At 37.0% G+C, this 16,806-nt stretch carries 14 protein-coding genes and 1 other annotated feature (1 of these 15 cut by a window edge); of the genes, 13 read left to right on the top strand and 1 reads right to left on the bottom strand.

From position 1 onward, the window contains the following. Position 1 precedes the first annotated feature (1 nt). The 8 genes from P0092_RS15030 (at position 2) to P0092_RS14995 (ending at position 9,944) form a co-directional block, all read left to right on the top strand. Positions 2-574 (top strand): PadR family transcriptional regulator, encoded by a 573-nt coding sequence (locus tag P0092_RS15030; protein WP_004616791.1) that lies wholly within the window; start codon positions 2-4, stop codon positions 572-574. Between the two features lie 2 nt (positions 575-576). Beyond that, positions 577-1,302 (top strand): 4Fe-4S binding protein, encoded by a 726-nt coding sequence (locus P0092_RS15025; RefSeq protein WP_004616792.1) that lies wholly within the window; start codon positions 577-579, stop codon positions 1,300-1,302. Between the two features lie 162 nt (positions 1,303-1,464). Beyond that, the gene (locus tag P0092_RS15020; RefSeq protein WP_004616794.1) at positions 1,465-4,464 is read left to right on the top strand and encodes a family 10 glycosylhydrolase; all 3,000 of its coding nucleotides are present in this window, start codon (positions 1,465-1,467) and stop codon (positions 4,462-4,464) included. 82 nt (positions 4,465-4,546) lie between these two features. Further along, positions 4,547-5,527 carry an acyl-CoA dehydratase activase-related protein gene (locus P0092_RS15015; RefSeq protein WP_004616796.1) on the top strand — a complete coding sequence of 327 codons (981 nt, stop codon included), beginning with the start codon at positions 4,547-4,549 and terminating at the stop codon, positions 5,525-5,527. Next, on the top strand, positions 5,481-6,596 hold the full coding sequence (locus P0092_RS15010; protein ID WP_004616798.1) for a 2-hydroxyacyl-CoA dehydratase: 1,116 nt from the start codon (positions 5,481-5,483) through the stop codon (positions 6,594-6,596). Before P0092_RS15015 ends, P0092_RS15010 begins: the two co-directional genes overlap by 47 nt. Then, positions 6,565-7,536 (top strand): acyl-CoA dehydratase activase, encoded by a 972-nt coding sequence (locus P0092_RS15005; protein ID WP_004616800.1) that lies wholly within the window; start codon positions 6,565-6,567, stop codon positions 7,534-7,536. Before P0092_RS15010 ends, P0092_RS15005 begins: the two co-directional genes overlap by 32 nt. Before the next feature lie 154 nt (positions 7,537-7,690). After that, positions 7,691-8,212, top strand: a complete 522-nt coding sequence (locus P0092_RS15000) for a hypothetical protein (protein WP_004616802.1) — start codon at positions 7,691-7,693, stop codon at positions 8,210-8,212. Positions 8,213-8,354: 142 nt separating this feature from the next. After that, positions 8,355-9,944, top strand: a complete 1,590-nt coding sequence (locus P0092_RS14995; protein ID WP_117407395.1) for an IS1182 family transposase — start codon at positions 8,355-8,357, stop codon at positions 9,942-9,944. A gap of 171 nt (positions 9,945-10,115) precedes the next feature. Here P0092_RS14995 and glgP read toward each other — a convergent pair whose 3' ends face one another. Further along, positions 10,116-12,677, bottom strand: coding sequence for an alpha-glucan family phosphorylase (gene glgP / locus P0092_RS14990; protein WP_004621565.1), 2,562 nt, complete (start codon positions 12,675-12,677; stop codon positions 10,116-10,118). Positions 12,678-12,855: 178 nt separating this feature from the next. Between glgP and P0092_RS14985 the strand changes: the two genes are divergently transcribed. From P0092_RS14985 to P0092_RS14965, 5 genes are all read left to right on the top strand, one after another. After that, a complete protein-coding gene (locus tag P0092_RS14985) occupies positions 12,856-13,266 on the top strand; it encodes a putative ABC transporter permease (RefSeq protein WP_040759322.1) in 411 nt (136 codons plus the stop codon). A gap of 186 nt (positions 13,267-13,452) precedes the next feature. Beyond that, the gene (locus tag P0092_RS14980) at positions 13,453-14,493 is read left to right on the top strand and encodes a phosphodiester glycosidase family protein (protein WP_004621569.1); all 1,041 of its coding nucleotides are present in this window, start codon (positions 13,453-13,455) and stop codon (positions 14,491-14,493) included. Positions 14,494-14,509: 16 nt separating this feature from the next. After that, positions 14,510-15,556, top strand: coding sequence for a hypothetical protein (locus P0092_RS14975; protein WP_004621571.1), 1,047 nt, complete (start codon positions 14,510-14,512; stop codon positions 15,554-15,556). Between the two features lie 82 nt (positions 15,557-15,638). Then, positions 15,639-15,965, top strand: a complete 327-nt coding sequence (gene trxA / locus P0092_RS14970; RefSeq protein ID WP_004621572.1) for a thioredoxin — start codon at positions 15,639-15,641, stop codon at positions 15,963-15,965. 154 nt (positions 15,966-16,119) lie between these two features. After that, entirely contained in the window at positions 16,120-16,560 is a 441-nt protein-coding gene (locus P0092_RS14965; protein WP_004621573.1) for a DivIVA domain-containing protein, read from the top strand. Between the two features lie 91 nt (positions 16,561-16,651). Then, positions 16,652-16,806, top strand: a binding site (T-box leader) (it continues 130 nt past the right edge of the window).

Here is a 16,806-nt window from a genome sequence, read left to right as displayed (position 1 = left end):
TATGGCGAAAGAAAATACAACCTCTTTTATAATACTGGGGTTACTAAATCACGAGGATTCCAGCGGGTATGACTTAAAGAAAAAAATTGATTATATGATAAGCAGATTTTGGGAGGTTGGGTACGGCCAGTTGTATCCCACCCTCAGTCAGCTTGAAAAAGGCGGAATGGTAACAAAACGTACGGGAGAAAACTCAAAGGGCCCTGAAAAGAGTGTTTATTCTATTACTGCAAAAGGCCGGGAGGTTTTGAAGGAGTGGCTTAGTGTACCGGGAGCAAAGGAATACACAAAATATGAAATACTATTGAAGCTTTTTTTTGGGAACATGGTTTCTTACAGGGAGAATGTTGAGAGAATAGAAAATTTCAAAGAGCGCCATATAAATGATTTGAAAATGATTCAGATGTATAAGACGAATCTGGAAAAGGTTATTGAGAAAGAAGACGATCACTTATACTACTTTTTGACGGTTTTGTTCGGAGAATTTATATACAAAGCATATATTGAGTGGGCGGATGAAGCTGAAAAACTATTGAAAAATCATATAAATCAAGACAACGACAAGGGGTGTTAAAAATGAGACGTCAAAAAATAAGAAATACATTATTGCTTTTTTCCATGCTGCTTTTTCCTGTAACACTGAACTATTTCTCTCCATATCTTATTGTACAGGGAAGCTTTGCAGGGATTGTTTCAGGAAGTGCATTGTTTTTTTTAGCATTATTTCTTTTTTCATTATTTTTTGGTAGAGCCTATTGCGGTTGGATATGTCCTGCCGGAGCTGTACAGGATTGTTGTGTACATATTAATAACAAAGCTGTAGGTAGAAAGCAGAAATTAATTAAATACTTTATATGGGTACCATGGCTTACCTCTGTAATAGCAGGATTCATATCAGCAGGAGGAATAAAAGAATTCAATCCTGTATTTTTGACAGACTATGGTGTTTCTGCCTCAAGTCTTCACGGATGTATAATATATGTTTTTGTAGTAATATTCATTGCTGTAATATCCTTGAACTTTGGAAAAAGATCCTTTTGTCACTCAGTCTGTTGGATGGCACCATTTATGGTTTTGGGGAGCAAAATTAAAAACAGACTAGGATATCCGTCTTTACATGTAAAAATTGATTCATCGTCATGTGTAAATTGTAAAAAATGTGACAGCAATTGTCCTATGAGTATACAAGTCAGCAAAATCGTAAGCAGTAATAAAAAAAGAATTGACAATGTTGAATGTATTTTGTGCGGAAAGTGTGAGGAAGTATGCCCCAAAAAGTCCCTTAAATTAACTTTAAGATAAATACAATTTTTTTTAGAATTATTTAGTATTAAAAGAATATTAAATTTTGGTACACTTGTTGTTAATGTTGCTATAAATGCTATATATTTATTATATGAAATATATAGAATATTGTTTTATTTTTGGTTATTTCTAAACTATTGGGGGTTTTTGGGGGTTAAAATGAATAAAAAAATCGTGGCAGTATGTATTTTGCTGGTATTTCTAACGATTCTGCCAATCGCCGGCTACAGGCTGTTTGCAGATAAAACTTACGAAGGAAATATCTCCAATGCACAAACGGTATCTAAAAATGAGGATTTACGGGGAGTATGGATTGCATCAGTTGCAAATATAGATTTCCCGTCAAAGCCGGGTATCAGTGCCGACAAACAAAAAAAGGAATTGGATGAAATAATAAGTAATACCAAATATATGGGACTTAATGCTATCTTTTTTCAAGTAAGGCCTACAGGGGATGCCCTTTATAAATCATCTATTTTCCCGTGGTCAAAATACTTAACGGGACAACAGGGGAAAGAAAATGATGGTGGTTTTGACCCTTTGGCATACATAATAAAACAGGCACATAAGGAAGGCATACAGGTTCATGCGTGGCTTAATCCACTGAGACTTACAATGGGGACAACGGCTAAACCTGACAAAAATGTAAGTGTACTTTCAGCTAATCATCCTGCCAGAAAAATACCTGACGCAGTTGTTGCGGCTCCTACAGGGCAGTTGTATCTTGATCCGGGGAATCCGGCTGCTATAAAGCTGATAACTGATGGGGTTGCCGAAATAGTTAAAAATTATGATGTTGACGGTATACATTTTGATGATTATTTCTATCCTTCTAAATCGGAAACTAAGGGTGTTGATTTTAACGATTCGGCCTCTTTTGCAAAATATAAGGGTAATTTTAAAAACAAGGATGACTGGAGACGCAATAACATAAACACTCTTGTTAAAAATACCTATGATACAGTAAAAAATATAAAAAACAAGGTTCAGTTCGGTATAAGCCCATTTGCAATATGGTCTAACAAGGACAGGAATATAGAAGGTTCAAGTACACAGGGCGGTATATCAACATATTATGATCACTATGCTGATTCTAAAAAGTGGGTAAGGGAAGCATATATTGATTACATAGCACCTCAGATTTATTGGAATATGGGATTTAAAATTGCAGATTATTCTGTTTTGGTAAACTGGTGGAAAAATGTTTGCAGCGGTACAAAAGTGAAGCTGTATGTTGGTCATGCAGCGTACAAAATAAATGATACTACACAGTCAAATGACTGGCTTGATCCTTTGCAAATTCCAAAGCAAATTGCATATAACAGGAAGAGCAATGCCGTAGCCGGAAGTATATTCTATGGATATGCAAAATTGAGAGATAATACACTTGGTATAAAGGACAAGCTCAGAGGAATATTTGTATCCGGCAAAGACCCCGGCAGTGGCGTACCGGAGGACAGACAGCTTTATATAGTTTCTCCTTCTAACGGTTATAAGACTTCAGCGTCAAAGATAAGTATTTTGGGTGGCGGTGACCCTAAAGAGCCAATATATCTTAATGGCAATAAAATTCAGGTTTCAGGTAACGGTTATTTTACTGTATATGTTGATTTGAAAGTCGGAGAAAACAAATTTGTATTTACCCATAAAGGTAAGCAAACTGTATTAAATATAACACGCAATGGGAAAACAACCTCAAGCACGTACAAGATGTCAAAGGTTGAATTCAGAAACGGTTACTTTTCTCCTACGCAGAGTATGACTATGCAGACAGGACAAAAGATTGTATTTTCCTGTCAGGCTCCTTCAGGTTCAAAGGTATGGGTTGAAATGGGAGGCTATAAGGCAGAGTTGAAACAGACAGCTACAGTTGACGCAAACAAAGGAACTCTGACACCTGCAAAATATTCAGGAACCTTTACTATGCCGGGAGTCTCCGGTAAAGAGCGTATTTTAAGCCTTGGAAATCCGATTTTTGTAATGGAATACAAAGGTAAAAAAATTACCTCAAAGCAACGCAACACAATAAGTATACAATCGTCAAGATACTATAAATATGCTGTTGTCAGTACAAAAGATGCAGAAGTTGTAGCTCGTTCAGGACCGTCAACGGGTTATTCAAGAATAACACCGTTGATAAATGGTGCGACAGACCATATAGTAGGTCAGCAAAACGGTTTTTACCTTTTAAAGAGCGGAGCCTGGACAGCAACAAGTAATGTAAAAGTTGTAAACGATAAGGCACTTACGGCCAACAAAATTTCAGCAATATCTGTAAATTCAAACGGAAGCTATATTGATGTTAACTTTAAGATGCCTGTAAATACGGTGTTTGGTGTGGCGGCTGAGTCAAACTCTTTTACATTGACTCTGTACAATACGTCAGGGATGAATGTTAATAAATCAATACCATCCGATGCACCCTTTTCCTCTGTTAAGTACAAGGCTGTTTCCGGTGGAGCACAATATACTTTTGTGCTGAAATCAGCCAATACTTTTTATGGTTATTATGCAGAATACAAAAATGGCTCCTTTGTGTTTTCCGTTAAAAACTCCCCTAGAATTTCAGGGATGGGCTCAAAACCGTTAACGGGCTTAAAGGTATTACTTGATGCAGGACATGGAGGTTCGGAATCAGGTGCCACGGGGCCAATAGGTAAATACGGACTATATGAAAAACAGATAAATCTCTCAATAACTCTAAATGCCCGAAAATATCTGCAATCTCTTGGTGCAACAGTTGTTATGACAAGGACTTCGGATAAGACTGTCAGCCTTAATGACAGAGCTAATCTTATAAGGAAAGAAAAGCCTGATATTGCCGTTTCAATCCATAATAACTCAATGGATGTAACCGCTGACTATACAAAGCATACGGGCTTGCTGGTGCTGTATTCGAAAGACAGCTCAAAGGCAGCCGCAGGATATATAAAAGACCAGTTGATAACTGACCTCAAAAGGAAGGACGACGGCTACAGATGGCAGAGCCTGTCAGTGTGCACTGTTACTCAAGCTCCTGCAATTCTTATTGAGGGAGGGTTTATGTCCAATCCTGCCGAGTATGAATGGCTTGCGGATTACAATAATCAGGTTAAAATAGGTAATTCTATCGGAAAAGCTATTGAAAACTGGACGTATACAAATGCAATATCGAAATAAGATAATAATAAACGGGAAGAAAAAACAATCCCTGTATAACAGAATTAAACCACGTCAATAATTGTATTGAGGTGGTTTTTTTATGAAAAGAGTGGGTATACCAAAAGGATTATATTATTTCAAATATTCAACACTATGGGAAACATTTTTTCGCAACCTGGATGCAGAAGTAATAGTTTCTGATACTACCAACAAAAAAATACTGACAAATGGTTCAAATACATGTGTTTCAGAAGCATGTATTCCTATTAAGGCATATTTTGGTCACGTAATGGAATTGATAGGCAAAGTTGATTATATATTTATGCCAAGATTTACCAGTGTTGCAAAGAAGCAGTATATATGTCCCGAAGTTTGCGGAGTAACTGACATGGTACGTAATTCAGTAAAAGAACTTCCGAAAATAATCGATACTGAAATAAACTTAAGGGATTCTCCCAAAAACTCATGGCATGCGGCTCTTTACACAGGGGAGTTTTTGACTGGGGACAGGAAGAAAATAAGCAGTGCTTACAAGGATGCTTTAAATGAATATAAAGGCAAAAGAAGAGCCTTGAAATTTGCTGATACGGAGTTTGGTTCAACTCTGGAAAAGAATAAATTGACTATTGCAATAATAGGTCACAGCTACACTGTTTATGATACCTTTCTCAATATGGAACTTTCGAAAAAGCTGAACAAATATGGTGCAGAAGTGGTGACGCTTGATATGCTGGATTATCTGGTATCTAAAGACAGCTGTAAGGAATTGGATAAGCAATTCTTCTGGGATTACGGCACAAGGGCATACGGTGGTGCCATACAGTTAATCAAGAGCGGCAGAATAGACGGTATTTTGGCACTTACATCTTTTGGCTGTGGGGTAGACAGCTTTGTAGATGAGCTTGTTGAAAACAAAATTAGAAAGGAAAGCGATATACCTTTTATGAAACTGGTACTGGACGAGCATTCTGCAGAAGCCGGATTTTTAACCAGACTTGAGGCGTTTATAGATATGATTGTAAGGAGGCGTGATAATGGTTTTTACATTTCCACATCTGGGAAACACTTATATAATTGCTAAATCCTTTCTGGATGATTTTGGGGCAGAATTTGTAGTTCCTCCTCTAAATTGTGACAAAACACTGGAAATAGGTCTGAAATACTGTGCGGAAGCTCATTGTCTTCCTTTTAAGCTATTCGTGGGAAATATGGTACAAGCCTATGAAATGGGAGCAGACACCATGCTTATTACAGGAGGCTGCGGGCCATGCAGACTTGGCTATTTCGGGGAGATGCTGAAAAAACAGGCGCAAGATATTGGCATAAAGATGGATTTAATTACGCTGGAGGTACCGGATCAGGGCTTAAAAGAGCTTGCATCACGTATTCGGAGGGTAAGCGGAACATCAAATGTATTAAATATAGCCAGAGTAATTAATTCTGCCAAAAATATTGCTGTCAGGCTGGATAGTCTGGAGCAGCTTGCAAGGGAAAAACGTGCAGTTCAAAGGGTGAGAGGGAGCGTTGACAAGATTTATCAAGGCTTTCAAAGGGATGTTCTCAATGTAAAAGGCTCAGAGCAAGTAGAAAAGCTTATAAAAGATACAGAGCTTGCATTAAATAAGGTAGATGTCAACATGGACTTAAAACCTCTCAGAATAGGAATTGTTGGTGAAATATTTACTACAATTGAGCCATATGCGAATTTCAGGGTGGAAAAAATGCTGGGCGAAATGGGAGTAATGGTTACAAGGCCTGTGACTGTAAGCGGATGGATTATTAATGAAATGGTAAAAAAAAGATTGCCATTTCTCAAAGATAATAAATATGAAGAGGCTGCAAAGAAATATATGCCTCACATGGTTGGAGGACATGCACAGCACACTGTCGGAAATAGTGTTTTGAATGCTTTGCGCGGCTTTGACGGGGTAATTCACCTTTATCCTTTAGGCTGTATGCCTGAAATAGTATCTCAGGCAATTCTGCCGAAGATTGAGGAAGATTACGGCATACCTATTATGACTGTAATAAGGGATGAAATGACTGGGGAAGCAGGATTTGCAACAAGAGTTGAAGCATTTATTGATTTACTTAAAAAGAGAAGGGACGAACATTTGAATGGGCAGAGTAAAATGCTTTATGGGAATTGATGTAGGTTCTGTAAGCACAAATATAACTTTGATTGATGAGAACAATAATTTGTTGGAAAAACTCTATATGAGAACCGACGGTCAGCCTATAGAATCTATCAGGACAGGCTTGACGGATATGTATGAGAGATTAGGTCAAAGTATTGAGATAATCGGTGTAGGAACAACAGGCAGTGGAAGACAGTTAGCCGCAGCTATAGTGGGTGCTGATGTTGTAAAAAATGAAATAACCGCTCATGCTGTGGCAGCCCAGAAAGAAATTCCTGATGTGAAGACAATTATTGAGATAGGCGGACAGGATTCAAAAATAATTTTGTTGAAAAATAATGTAGTGCATGATTTTGCAATGAATACAGTTTGTGCTGCCGGTACAGGCTCATTTCTCGACAGACAGGCAGCCAGATTGGGAATTTCTATTGAGGATTTCGGCTCGTACGCCGTAAGGTCAGAAAGTCCTGTGCGAATAGCCGGAAGATGTGCCGTATTTGCTGAAAGTGATATGATACATAAGCAGCAGATGGGTTATTCACGGGAAGACATTGTAAGAGGCTTGTGTGATGCACTTGCAAGAAATTACCTTGCAAATCTGGGAAAGGGCAAAAAACTTGAAGGCCCGGTGGTGTTTCAAGGGGGTGTAGCAGCTAATATAGGAATAATTCAGGCCTTTGAAATGGCATTGGGTACAAAAATAGTTATTCCGGAAAATCACGATGTTATGGGTGCATATGGGGTTGCCATACTTGCGCATGAAGGGTTAGGAAGCAGCTATGAAAAAACAGGGTTTGCAGGCTTTGACAGACTCATGGGAGATTATACCGCCAAAAGCCTTGAGTGTGACGGTTGTTCCAACGGGTGCGAAATAGTTCAGATTATAATGGATGACAGCCCGGTTGCGTGCTGGGGTGACAGATGCGGAAAATGGAGCGGGACAGCCGTGTAGATTACCATAGCGAAAATTTTAAAACTATAGCCGGGAGAGTAAGGTTTCCCGGCTATAACTATTTAATCTATTGGATTTCTTGTCAAATATACTTTTAAAAGTCCATATTTTGTTATAAAATAAAATTATTAACTTAAATTGAAAGGAGGACCATATGACAATTAACAAAAAAAAGGCATTGGCTTTGCTTTTTGTTTTAATAACTGTCAGTCTTACATTGTTTACTGCTTGCTCTGACTCCAAAGATGACACAAACGCAGTTTCAAAGCAGGTTAATGTCAGACTGTACAAATATGATGTTGGTGTTACAGATAAACCTGCACAAACAGAGTTGTTAGTTTTTGATAAAGAAAAGTTAGAAAATGATACATTAAATGTTTTAAATGAAGTTTTTGCTTCAGATGAGCTGTACTTGCTTAGCGCTGCAATTGACAAGGAAAATAAGTGTATAACTGCTGACCTTCCTCAAAAAGTTGCATCTTTGCTTGAAACTAATAAGAGATTAGCAGATGCTTTGACATACGAATTTGTTGTTACACTTCAGAATGTTCCTGACATCGAAAAAGTAGTATTGACCGTACAAGGTAAAAAGGACAGTGTAGGCAAGTATTATGATTTTAAAGGGACTTTTGTTAAAACAGGCGAAATTACTTTTAAAAAGGATACAGAAAAGTAGAACTACATAACATAAAAGGGGCTGTTGCACAATGAATAAATTTTATTCGCTGTGCAGCAGTCCCCTTTTTGTACCTAAAATAGTAAAATGCGGGTCCCGTAGGGCCCGCAAGTGTTGTATAATTTAATTTGTGAAAAAACTTATCCAACATAAAAATTATACCGGATTTAACGGATACTATCAATTAGTTTTGCCTTTAAATTTGGAGATGTTAATACCTGAAGATGATTCTGTCAGACTGCTAAGCCAAATATTGGAGGGATTGAATTACACAAAGTTGTATAAGGCTTACTCTTCTACGGGAAGAAAACCGGCAGTTGACCCAAAGACTATGTTCAAGATAATAACATATGCAAACTCAAATAACATATACTCAAGCAGAAAAATTGAAACTGCATGTAAAAGAGATATTAATTACATGTGGCTGCTCCAAGGGGAATCAAAGCCTGACCACTCAACTATAGCCAGATTTCGCAAGGATTATCTTCCAGAAGCAATAGAAGACCTATTCTATCAAATGGTTCAGCACCTGCATTCTATAGGAGAAGTCAAATTCGAAAACCTGTTTGTGGATGGTACTAAAATTGAAGCAAATGCAAACCGCTATACCTTTGTATGGAAGAAAGTAGTCAATAAAAACGAAGCAAAGATGTTTGAGAAAATCAAAGCTTGCTTAGTGGATATAAACCAGTCATATTTAACTAACTTTTCAGTATCAAAAGATAGTATACTGGCGGATTTAGAGCAAGTCCTTAAATATTTAAAGGATAAGCAAAAAGAAGACAATATAGAATTCGTTCATGGAATCGGTAAACGTAAAACTCAAGTACAGAAATTCACAGAGCAGCTTAAGGAATTTAAAGAACGTCAGGAAAAATACAATGCTCATAACCGGCTGTTCGAGGGGAGAAACAGTTATTCTAAAACGGATACTGATGCAACATTCATGCACATGAAAGATGATCACATGCGTAACGCTCAGCTAAAACCTGCTTACAATGTACAGATTGGTGTAGAAAGCGAATATGTTACCGGCGTTGGAGTCTTTCAGGATAGGAATGACATTGCTACACTGATCCCGTTTCTAAAAAGTATGGAATCAAACTTAGGAAGGTGTTATGAAAATATAATTGCAGACTCTGGCTATGAGAGCGAAGAAAACTATCTGTACTTGGAAGAAAAGCAACAGCAAAGCTACATAAAACCTCAAACATACAAGATATGGAAGAAGAAAAGTTTCAAGAAAGATATCAGCAAACGTGAAAATATGAAATATGATGAAGATAAAGATGAGTATACGTGCCATAATGGAAAACAATTAAAAATGTCAGGAACAACTCATAGAAAATCTGCAACAGGATATCGTTCCGAGATTAGCATATATGAATGTGAAGATTGTAGTAATTGCCCCTATAAGTCTAAGTGTACAAAAGCCCAAGGAAATCGCAAAATGCAGGTATCTAAAACATTTGTAAAAAAGAGACAAAAATCTTATGAAAACATCTTGACGGAAAAAGGCATTCTTCTAAGAGTAAATCGTTCCATCCAAGTTGAAGGAGCCTTTGGGGTTCTAAAAAGTGACTATAATTTTAAACGATTTTTAACTAGAGGGAGAACCAGTGTCAAAACGGAATTTATGCTGTTGTGTTTTGGCTATAACATAAACAAGCTACACTCCAAAATTCAAAATGACCGATGTGGAAAAGAACTTCATGAAATAAAAGCCTGCTAAAATTCCAACGAAATCTAATAGGCCTATTAAAGTGCGCTCAAATTCAATAAAATCAGGAATATCCTACAGGATAATCAACAATTTAGCAATAATATATATTGGAGCAAAAGAAAGGAGCATCACTGACTACTTTCTAAGTAGTTTTGCGACACTCCCTTTTCATGAATTGGTTTACCTAATCCATTTTATCAGTCCTGTATCAAATCTGTTTATTAAATGCTCATGTTTTGGAGTTATACGGAAGGTATAGCCATATTCTCCTCCATCAAAGATTTTAAGATTAATCGAATACCTGTAGGTACCTTCACCTGTCTTTTCGTCACAATGCATTTCTGCAGTTTGAGCATTTTCTATTTTGCCGTTTGACAATGTACCATAGTATACCTCAACAATTACATTTGACGGGTCTATATAACCAAGGCAAACAGTTGTTGAGAGATATATCTCCTGACATGAATCTGTTTTATAATATTTAAGGTCGCCTGCTGATTTTTCTGCAAAGAGCTGTACGTTATGCCAGTTTGAATTTAAATGGCTCCTAAACCCGCACATGGACCTTGCGAGGCTATAATTATCGTCACATATTTTTGAATTTCCTGTTATTGCAGGAACATACATGCTGCCGGTGTATTCCTTTACCATTCTGTCGGTACTGTAATTCCATGAAAGAGAACTTATAGAGTTCTTCATAAAGCGTACCCATTCGGTAGGAATACCATTTTCATTTACATTGTAGTAAAGAGGAATAATCTTATGCTCAAGTGTATCATAAATAGATTCACTGTCTGTATTGTCCTGTATGTTCTCGTTATCAAATTCGGATTCATCGCCGATTATCCAACCGTTTTCACCGTTGTAGCCCTCACACCACCAGCCGTCCAGTATACTGAAGTTTATAACTCCGTTTATACAAACTTTTTGACCGCTGGTACCACTGGCTTCCAAAGGCCTTCTGGGGTTGTTCATCCATACGTCAACACCTTGCACCAGATTTCTGGCTACCGTCATATTGTAGTTTTCAAGAAGGATTACTTTACCGTAAAAGCCTTCCATTTTGGCAATATCATTTATGTTCTTAATGACATCATGGGCAGGACCGTCCGCAGGGTGAGCCTTTCCTGCAAAAATAATCTGCATTGGTCTCTCAGGATCATTCAGAATCTTCTGTATTCTTGCCAGATTTCTGAATATCAGATTGGCACGTTTGTAAGTTGCGAATCGTCGGGCAAAACCAATTGTAAGTGCGTTTGGATCCAAAAAGTTGTCTACCTGTCTTACAGCTTCCATGGATTCACCATTGGCAAGCTTTTGTTTTTTCAATCTGTTTCTTATAAAGGTTATAAGTTTGTTTTTTAGTTCAACATGAGTAGCCCATAATTCCTCGTCGGGGATACTATTTACATTCGCAAAGGTTTCTTCAGAATAAATTTTCTTTTGCCAGTCTCTATCCAGATATTTATCATATAAAGCTTTAATTTTTGGTGAAAGCCATGTAAGTGTATGTATTCCGTTAGTGACATAGGTTATTGGAACATCGTCCTCGGGTACTTCAGGCCATACGTCACCGAATATCTTTCTTGATACTGCACCATGAAGTTTGCTCACACCATTTTTTCTGCCTGCAAGGGTAAGTGCCAGAACAGTCATGTTGAAATTCTGATCTTCAGGATTTTTAAGACCAAGTTCAAGAAAATCATATCTGCTGAGGCCCAGTTGACCCCAGAAATCTCCAAAGTATTTATCCATCATAAACAAAGGAAAAACATCATTTCCTGCAGGAACAGGGGTATGGGTAGTAAATATTGAGGAATTTGCCACTACCTCCATTGCCTCATTGAAATTAAGATGTCTTTCGTTAATCAGTTTTCTTATTAATTCAAGTCCCATGAAGGAGGAATGTCCTTCGTTCATGTGAAACACATTTGCCTGTATGCCGATAGCATCAAGTACACGGATACCGCCTATACCAAGGAAAATCTCCTGCTGGATTCTTGTTTCCTGATCTCCGCCATACAGTCTGGAGGTCAGAGACCTGTCTGCAGGGCTGTTTTCAGCAACATCTGTATCCATAAGATAAAGGTTTATTCTGCCAATCTGTACTTTCCAGACTATTGCATACACAGTGCGGCCTGCAAAGGTTATGCTTATACGAACCTGTTCGCCGTTGGCGTTTAAAGCTGGAAGCATGGGCAGCTGAGAAATATTTAAATCGTTAAAGCAGGTTTCTTGCCAGCCATCTCTGTTAATCCTCTGGCTGAAATAACCTTGCTTATAAAACAGTCCAATTGCTGTAAATGGTATTCCCAAATCACTTGCAGACTTACAATGGTCTCCTGACAAAACACCCAAACCCCCTGAATATATGGGAAGAACCTCACTTAAACCATATTCAGCCGAAAAATATGCTACTTTTTTATCGGTGAGTTCCGAATGATTTTGAGAAAACCATGTGTTCTTTTCTGACATATAGCTGTCAAAGGAAGCAACTACTTTATCAAGACGGCTCAAATATTCCTCATCTGAAAGTTTTGCTTGAAGTTTTTTCTGACTTACCTCCTGTAAAAAACGAACAGGGTTTTTGTCAACCTTTTGCCACAGCTCCAAATCAATTTCTCTATAAAGATCAATTGCCTCCGAATTCCATGTCCACCACAAATTATAAGCGATATCATTCAATCTCTTGAATTTTTCTGGTAAGGTAGATATTACGTTGATTTTACCGACTAGATACATACTCATCCTCCTAACCTAAGTACTGTTTTCCAGAAATGTTTATTTGTTATCATAACATATTGAAACCCGTATTGGTAGTATTTACAAAAAATTAACCTTTCAAGTATATGGAAAATAATACATGCTGCAAAGTATAAAAATAATAAATAAAATACCTGTTTGTGAAAATAATAATAGCATGATTAAGAGATTTTTTATTTATGGAATGGTTGGCTGGAGCATGGAAATCGTCTGGACAGGGCTATATTCCCTGACACACGGTAATGCCAGTCTTGAGGCTTATACAAGCCTCTGGATGTTTTTTATATATGGAAGTGCTATTTTCCTGGAACCTTTGCATGATATTATCCGAAGCTGGAATATATTTTTGAGAGGTATCATTTGGGTTGTAATAATATGGGGAATAGAATATTCAACAGGCAAGATATTGCTGAGTCTACTTCATGTATACCCTTGGAGGTATTATGGAAAATTTGCCGTAGAGGGGCTGGTTCGGATAGACTATGCACCTGCATGGTTTGTAGCAGGATTGCTTTTTGAAAGGATTCATAGAATCCTAGATAGAGTGGTTATTAAACAAAGAAACTGAATTTAAATATTACATTTATATTAAATGTTTGAAAATATTACACTTGCGGATTATAATATAAAATTAGTATAACTATAGTATACACTAAATATGTGTATACTTTTTTGTTGTGAGGGGAATTATTGAGAATTTGATATTCTCAAGCTGGAGAATTATTTAAAGCTTGAGTTTAATCTAGGGGGACTAATGAATTACGATACTATTTCTTTAAACGAAAAGCAGGTAAAGACCATACAAAAGAAGTCTGCCAATAACAAGAAAAAGAAAAAAGGCAGGCTCAGAAGTCTTTTAGGATTCTTAATATTTGAGTTTATCTTTATGTCAATAACAACACCGCTGTTAATATTCTACGGGCCTTTTGATAATGTAAAAAGAACCGCCACCGGAATGGTGTGGAATTCAATGACAAAACAGGTTATAGCTAAAACCTTTTTGTCCGATAAAGCTATTGCAAATATACTTGGCGACGGATATGCAATCTCCAATGTAAATACTGAAGACATAAAAATGTTGAACTTCGGTGTAAAACATAACAGCAATCTTGAATACTTTGATGTTGAGAGCAGAAATTTCAGAGGGAAAATGATTATAGTTGATGACCCTACGCGTATCAAGGTTGGTTATTCAAGCAAAATGCCGAGGGCAGGAGAAACCACCAGCAGTATTGCAAGAAGAACCGGAGCAGTGGCCGCTATTAATGGAGGAGGCTTTATTGATACAGGTTGGGCAGGAACCGGAGGAGTTGCACTTGGCTTTGTAATAAACAATGGTAAATATATCAGCGGAAAGCTGACAAATAACTATACAAAAAGAGATACCATAGCATTTACTAAAGAGGGGATGTTGATTGTAGGAAAACATTCCCAAGCGGAATTAACTAAATATAATGTTAAAGAGGGAATAAGTTTCGGCCCGCCATTGATTGTAAACGGAAAGCCTACTATTAACAAAGGTGACGGCGGTTGGGGAATATCTCCAAGAACTGCAATAGGTCAAAAAGAGGATGGCTCGGTAATGCTTCTGGTTATTGACGGAAGAAGCCTCAAGTCCTTTGGAGCAACGTTAAAAGAAGTTCAGGATATTATGTTGGAACACGGAGCAGTAAATGCTGCAAACCTTGATGGAGGTTCGTCAGCAACCATGTTCTATGACGGAAAAGTTGTAAATACCCCGTCGGATGCTTTAGGGGAAAGAACAGTAGCTACGGCATTTGTTGTAATGCCTTAGAAAAGGAGAAAACGTTGTGAAAAATATAGCTAAATGGTATAAATGGATACTCCTTGCAGTGATATTCCAGTTTGGAGTGTTATTGTATATGAATAATGTTTTTTTATCTACAAATATTGACGTAAGTGTGTCTGAAAACAAGGTTGTAAAGCAAAAACCTGCCACAGGTGAGTTTAAAGTGCCTGATGGAGCACAAAGGACTAGCCTGTCCTTTAATGCAAAGTTCGGAGCATATTTGATTGACGGGGAACTTCGTGTAATAGATGTAGACAAAGGAAAGAGCAAAACTGTGGCAGGAACGGGAAAAGACAAGATTACCTATTTCCGTTGGCTTCCTGACAGAGACATGGTAATTTACTCTTCAGATACAAAAAGCGGACAGAGCGGTACAGTTCAGGTTTCCACATATGAAGCTGATTCAGAAACGTCGAGAGATTATCCTGAGTTGTCAGGACTCCCTGCAAAAAGCCAGGTAAAGGATATCGAACTTTCACCTTATACAAATATGGTTTATGCAAAGGTGCAAACTTCGGATTCAAGGGCGCGGATAATCAGGTTTAATGTAATGGGTCAATACGCTCGTGTTATGACTGTGGACTCAAGTATTGTTATTAAAGAGTGCACTTACACAAACAAACTTGTTTATCAGGAAAAAGGAAAACAGATAAATATATACGACGGAATAAAGAAATCAAATAACAAAGTTCCTATAGACGTAAAAAACGTTACAGTCTTGGGAATTGATCTGAATGATACTTTGTACATCGGTGGATTGGACGATAATGGCATGGTAACCGAGATTTATTCACAGAAGATTGAAGACAACAGTGAGCTAACTGATAAATGGACAAAAATCAGTATGAAAGAAACAGAATCTCCTGAAAATATTGTTGTCACAGGAAACGGAAATATATATATTAATAATAAAAATGAAAACAAGGTCATAAACCTGAAAAATGATCTCAAGGCTTCGTATAGAGGTGAGTTTATTGAGATTTTGGAAGGAGTTCTTGTATCAAAGGACGAAAATAAAGTTAATATTACGTCTTTGAAGGAATACTAAAATATCTATGTTTATTTCCTGAATAATAGGGTATTATTAAATTAAGTTTTAAGAAATATTTATATTGATGGAGGTATAATTTATGTCAGATAAAATTACTAATATTTCAAAGGAGTTATTTGAATCAGATGTTTTAAAGTCAGATAAACCGGTTGTTGTAGACTTTTGGGCATCATGGTGCGGCCCTTGCAGAATGGTTGCTCCAATTATGGAAGAACTTGCAGATGAATTTGACGGAAAAGCCCAAATAGCAAAGGTTAATGTTGATGAAGAGGGCGAACTTGCAGCTCAGTTCAGGATAATGAGCATACCTACGGTTATGGTATTCAAGGGTGGAGAAGCAGTTGAGAAGATAGTTGGTGCCAGGTCAAAAGACGAATTTGCAGAATTAATTCAAAAACATTTATAAAAATAATATAATATACAATAAAAAACACGCTATCTGATTCGGGGCGTGTTTTTCGTTTTCTAAAAAATTAGTAGATAATGAAGGACATTTCATGTTATTATGGAATAAGTACCAATATACACAGTATTTTCCATATAACAGGGGGATAAAATTTATGTCAGGAGAAAAAATATTTTCAACCTCATTTTTTGGTTACAACAAAAAGGATGTTAATTCATATCTTGAAAAAATAAACAAAGAATACGAAGATAAACTAAAAGTAAAAGAGAGAGAAATTGTTGATATAAAAACCCAATATAGGGATATGAAAAACAAGTATGACGAAATCAGTAAAAGTCTCTCTGAAATAAAAGAAAACCGTGAGAGAGTGGCAAATGCGTTGATTACAGCTCAGGAGCAGGCACAGAATATTATAGAAGAAGCCAAAAAGAAAGCTGTTGATGAAAAGAAAAAGCTTGAGCAGCAGGTGGAGAAGGAAAAAGAAAAGCTTGTGGATATCAAGCAAGAGCTAAAGGTTCTGAAAGTTGAAGTTGTTGGTACACTGAAAAAATACGAAGGTCAGCTTTCTGATTTTATCAAGGAAGAAAAAACTTGAATAATGAATTAAACTAAACTATAATTTATCTAATAGCTTTTTTAGGTGTAAACTTTTTGATGTGTATTAATATAATACATATATGAATAAATTAAATACTGTGAATGGGAAGAGTAAGTATTCATCAGATTTAAGAGAGCCGGCGGCCGTTAAAGAACGGTGGGTGAGAGTCCGGTACTGATATTACTGAAGGCAGCCCTGGAGTAGCTTTTCCAACGCAGAATGTTATCACAATATTTTGTTAGT

The sequence above is a fragment of the Ruminiclostridium papyrosolvens DSM 2782 genome (genome assembly GCF_029318685.1).
Lineage (GTDB): Bacteria > Bacillota > Clostridia > Acetivibrionales > DSM-1351 > Ruminiclostridium > Ruminiclostridium papyrosolvens.
Note: the sequence above shows the minus strand (reverse complement) of the source record. Positions and strands in the feature narration are given on the sequence as shown.

Bases quoted from the DNA above. Each gene is read 5' to 3' on its own strand.
- P0092_RS15030 (WP_004616791.1), top strand. From the start codon at position 2: ATGGCGAAAGAAAATACAACCTCTTTTATAATACTGGGGTTACTAAAT.
- P0092_RS15025 (WP_004616792.1), top strand. From the start codon at position 577: ATGAGACGTCAAAAAATAAGAAATACATTATTGCTTTTTTCCATGCTG.
- P0092_RS15020 (WP_004616794.1), top strand. From the start codon at position 1,465: ATGAATAAAAAAATCGTGGCAGTATGTATTTTGCTGGTATTTCTAACG.
- P0092_RS15015 (WP_004616796.1), top strand. From the start codon at position 4,547: ATGAAAAGAGTGGGTATACCAAAAGGATTATATTATTTCAAATATTCA.
- P0092_RS15010 (WP_004616798.1), top strand. From the start codon at position 5,481: ATGGTTTTTACATTTCCACATCTGGGAAACACTTATATAATTGCTAAA.
- P0092_RS15005 (WP_004616800.1), top strand. From the start codon at position 6,565: ATGGGCAGAGTAAAATGCTTTATGGGAATTGATGTAGGTTCTGTAAGC.
- P0092_RS15000 (WP_004616802.1), top strand. From the start codon at position 7,691: ATGACAATTAACAAAAAAAAGGCATTGGCTTTGCTTTTTGTTTTAATA.
- glgP (WP_004621565.1), bottom strand. From the start codon at position 12,677: ATGTATCTAGTCGGTAAAATCAACGTAATATCTACCTTACCAGAAAAA.
- P0092_RS14985 (WP_040759322.1), top strand. From the start codon at position 12,856: ATGATTAAGAGATTTTTTATTTATGGAATGGTTGGCTGGAGCATGGAA.
- P0092_RS14980 (WP_004621569.1), top strand. From the start codon at position 13,453: ATGAATTACGATACTATTTCTTTAAACGAAAAGCAGGTAAAGACCATA.
- trxA (WP_004621572.1), top strand. From the start codon at position 15,639: ATGTCAGATAAAATTACTAATATTTCAAAGGAGTTATTTGAATCAGAT.
- P0092_RS14965 (WP_004621573.1), top strand. From the start codon at position 16,120: ATGTCAGGAGAAAAAATATTTTCAACCTCATTTTTTGGTTACAACAAA.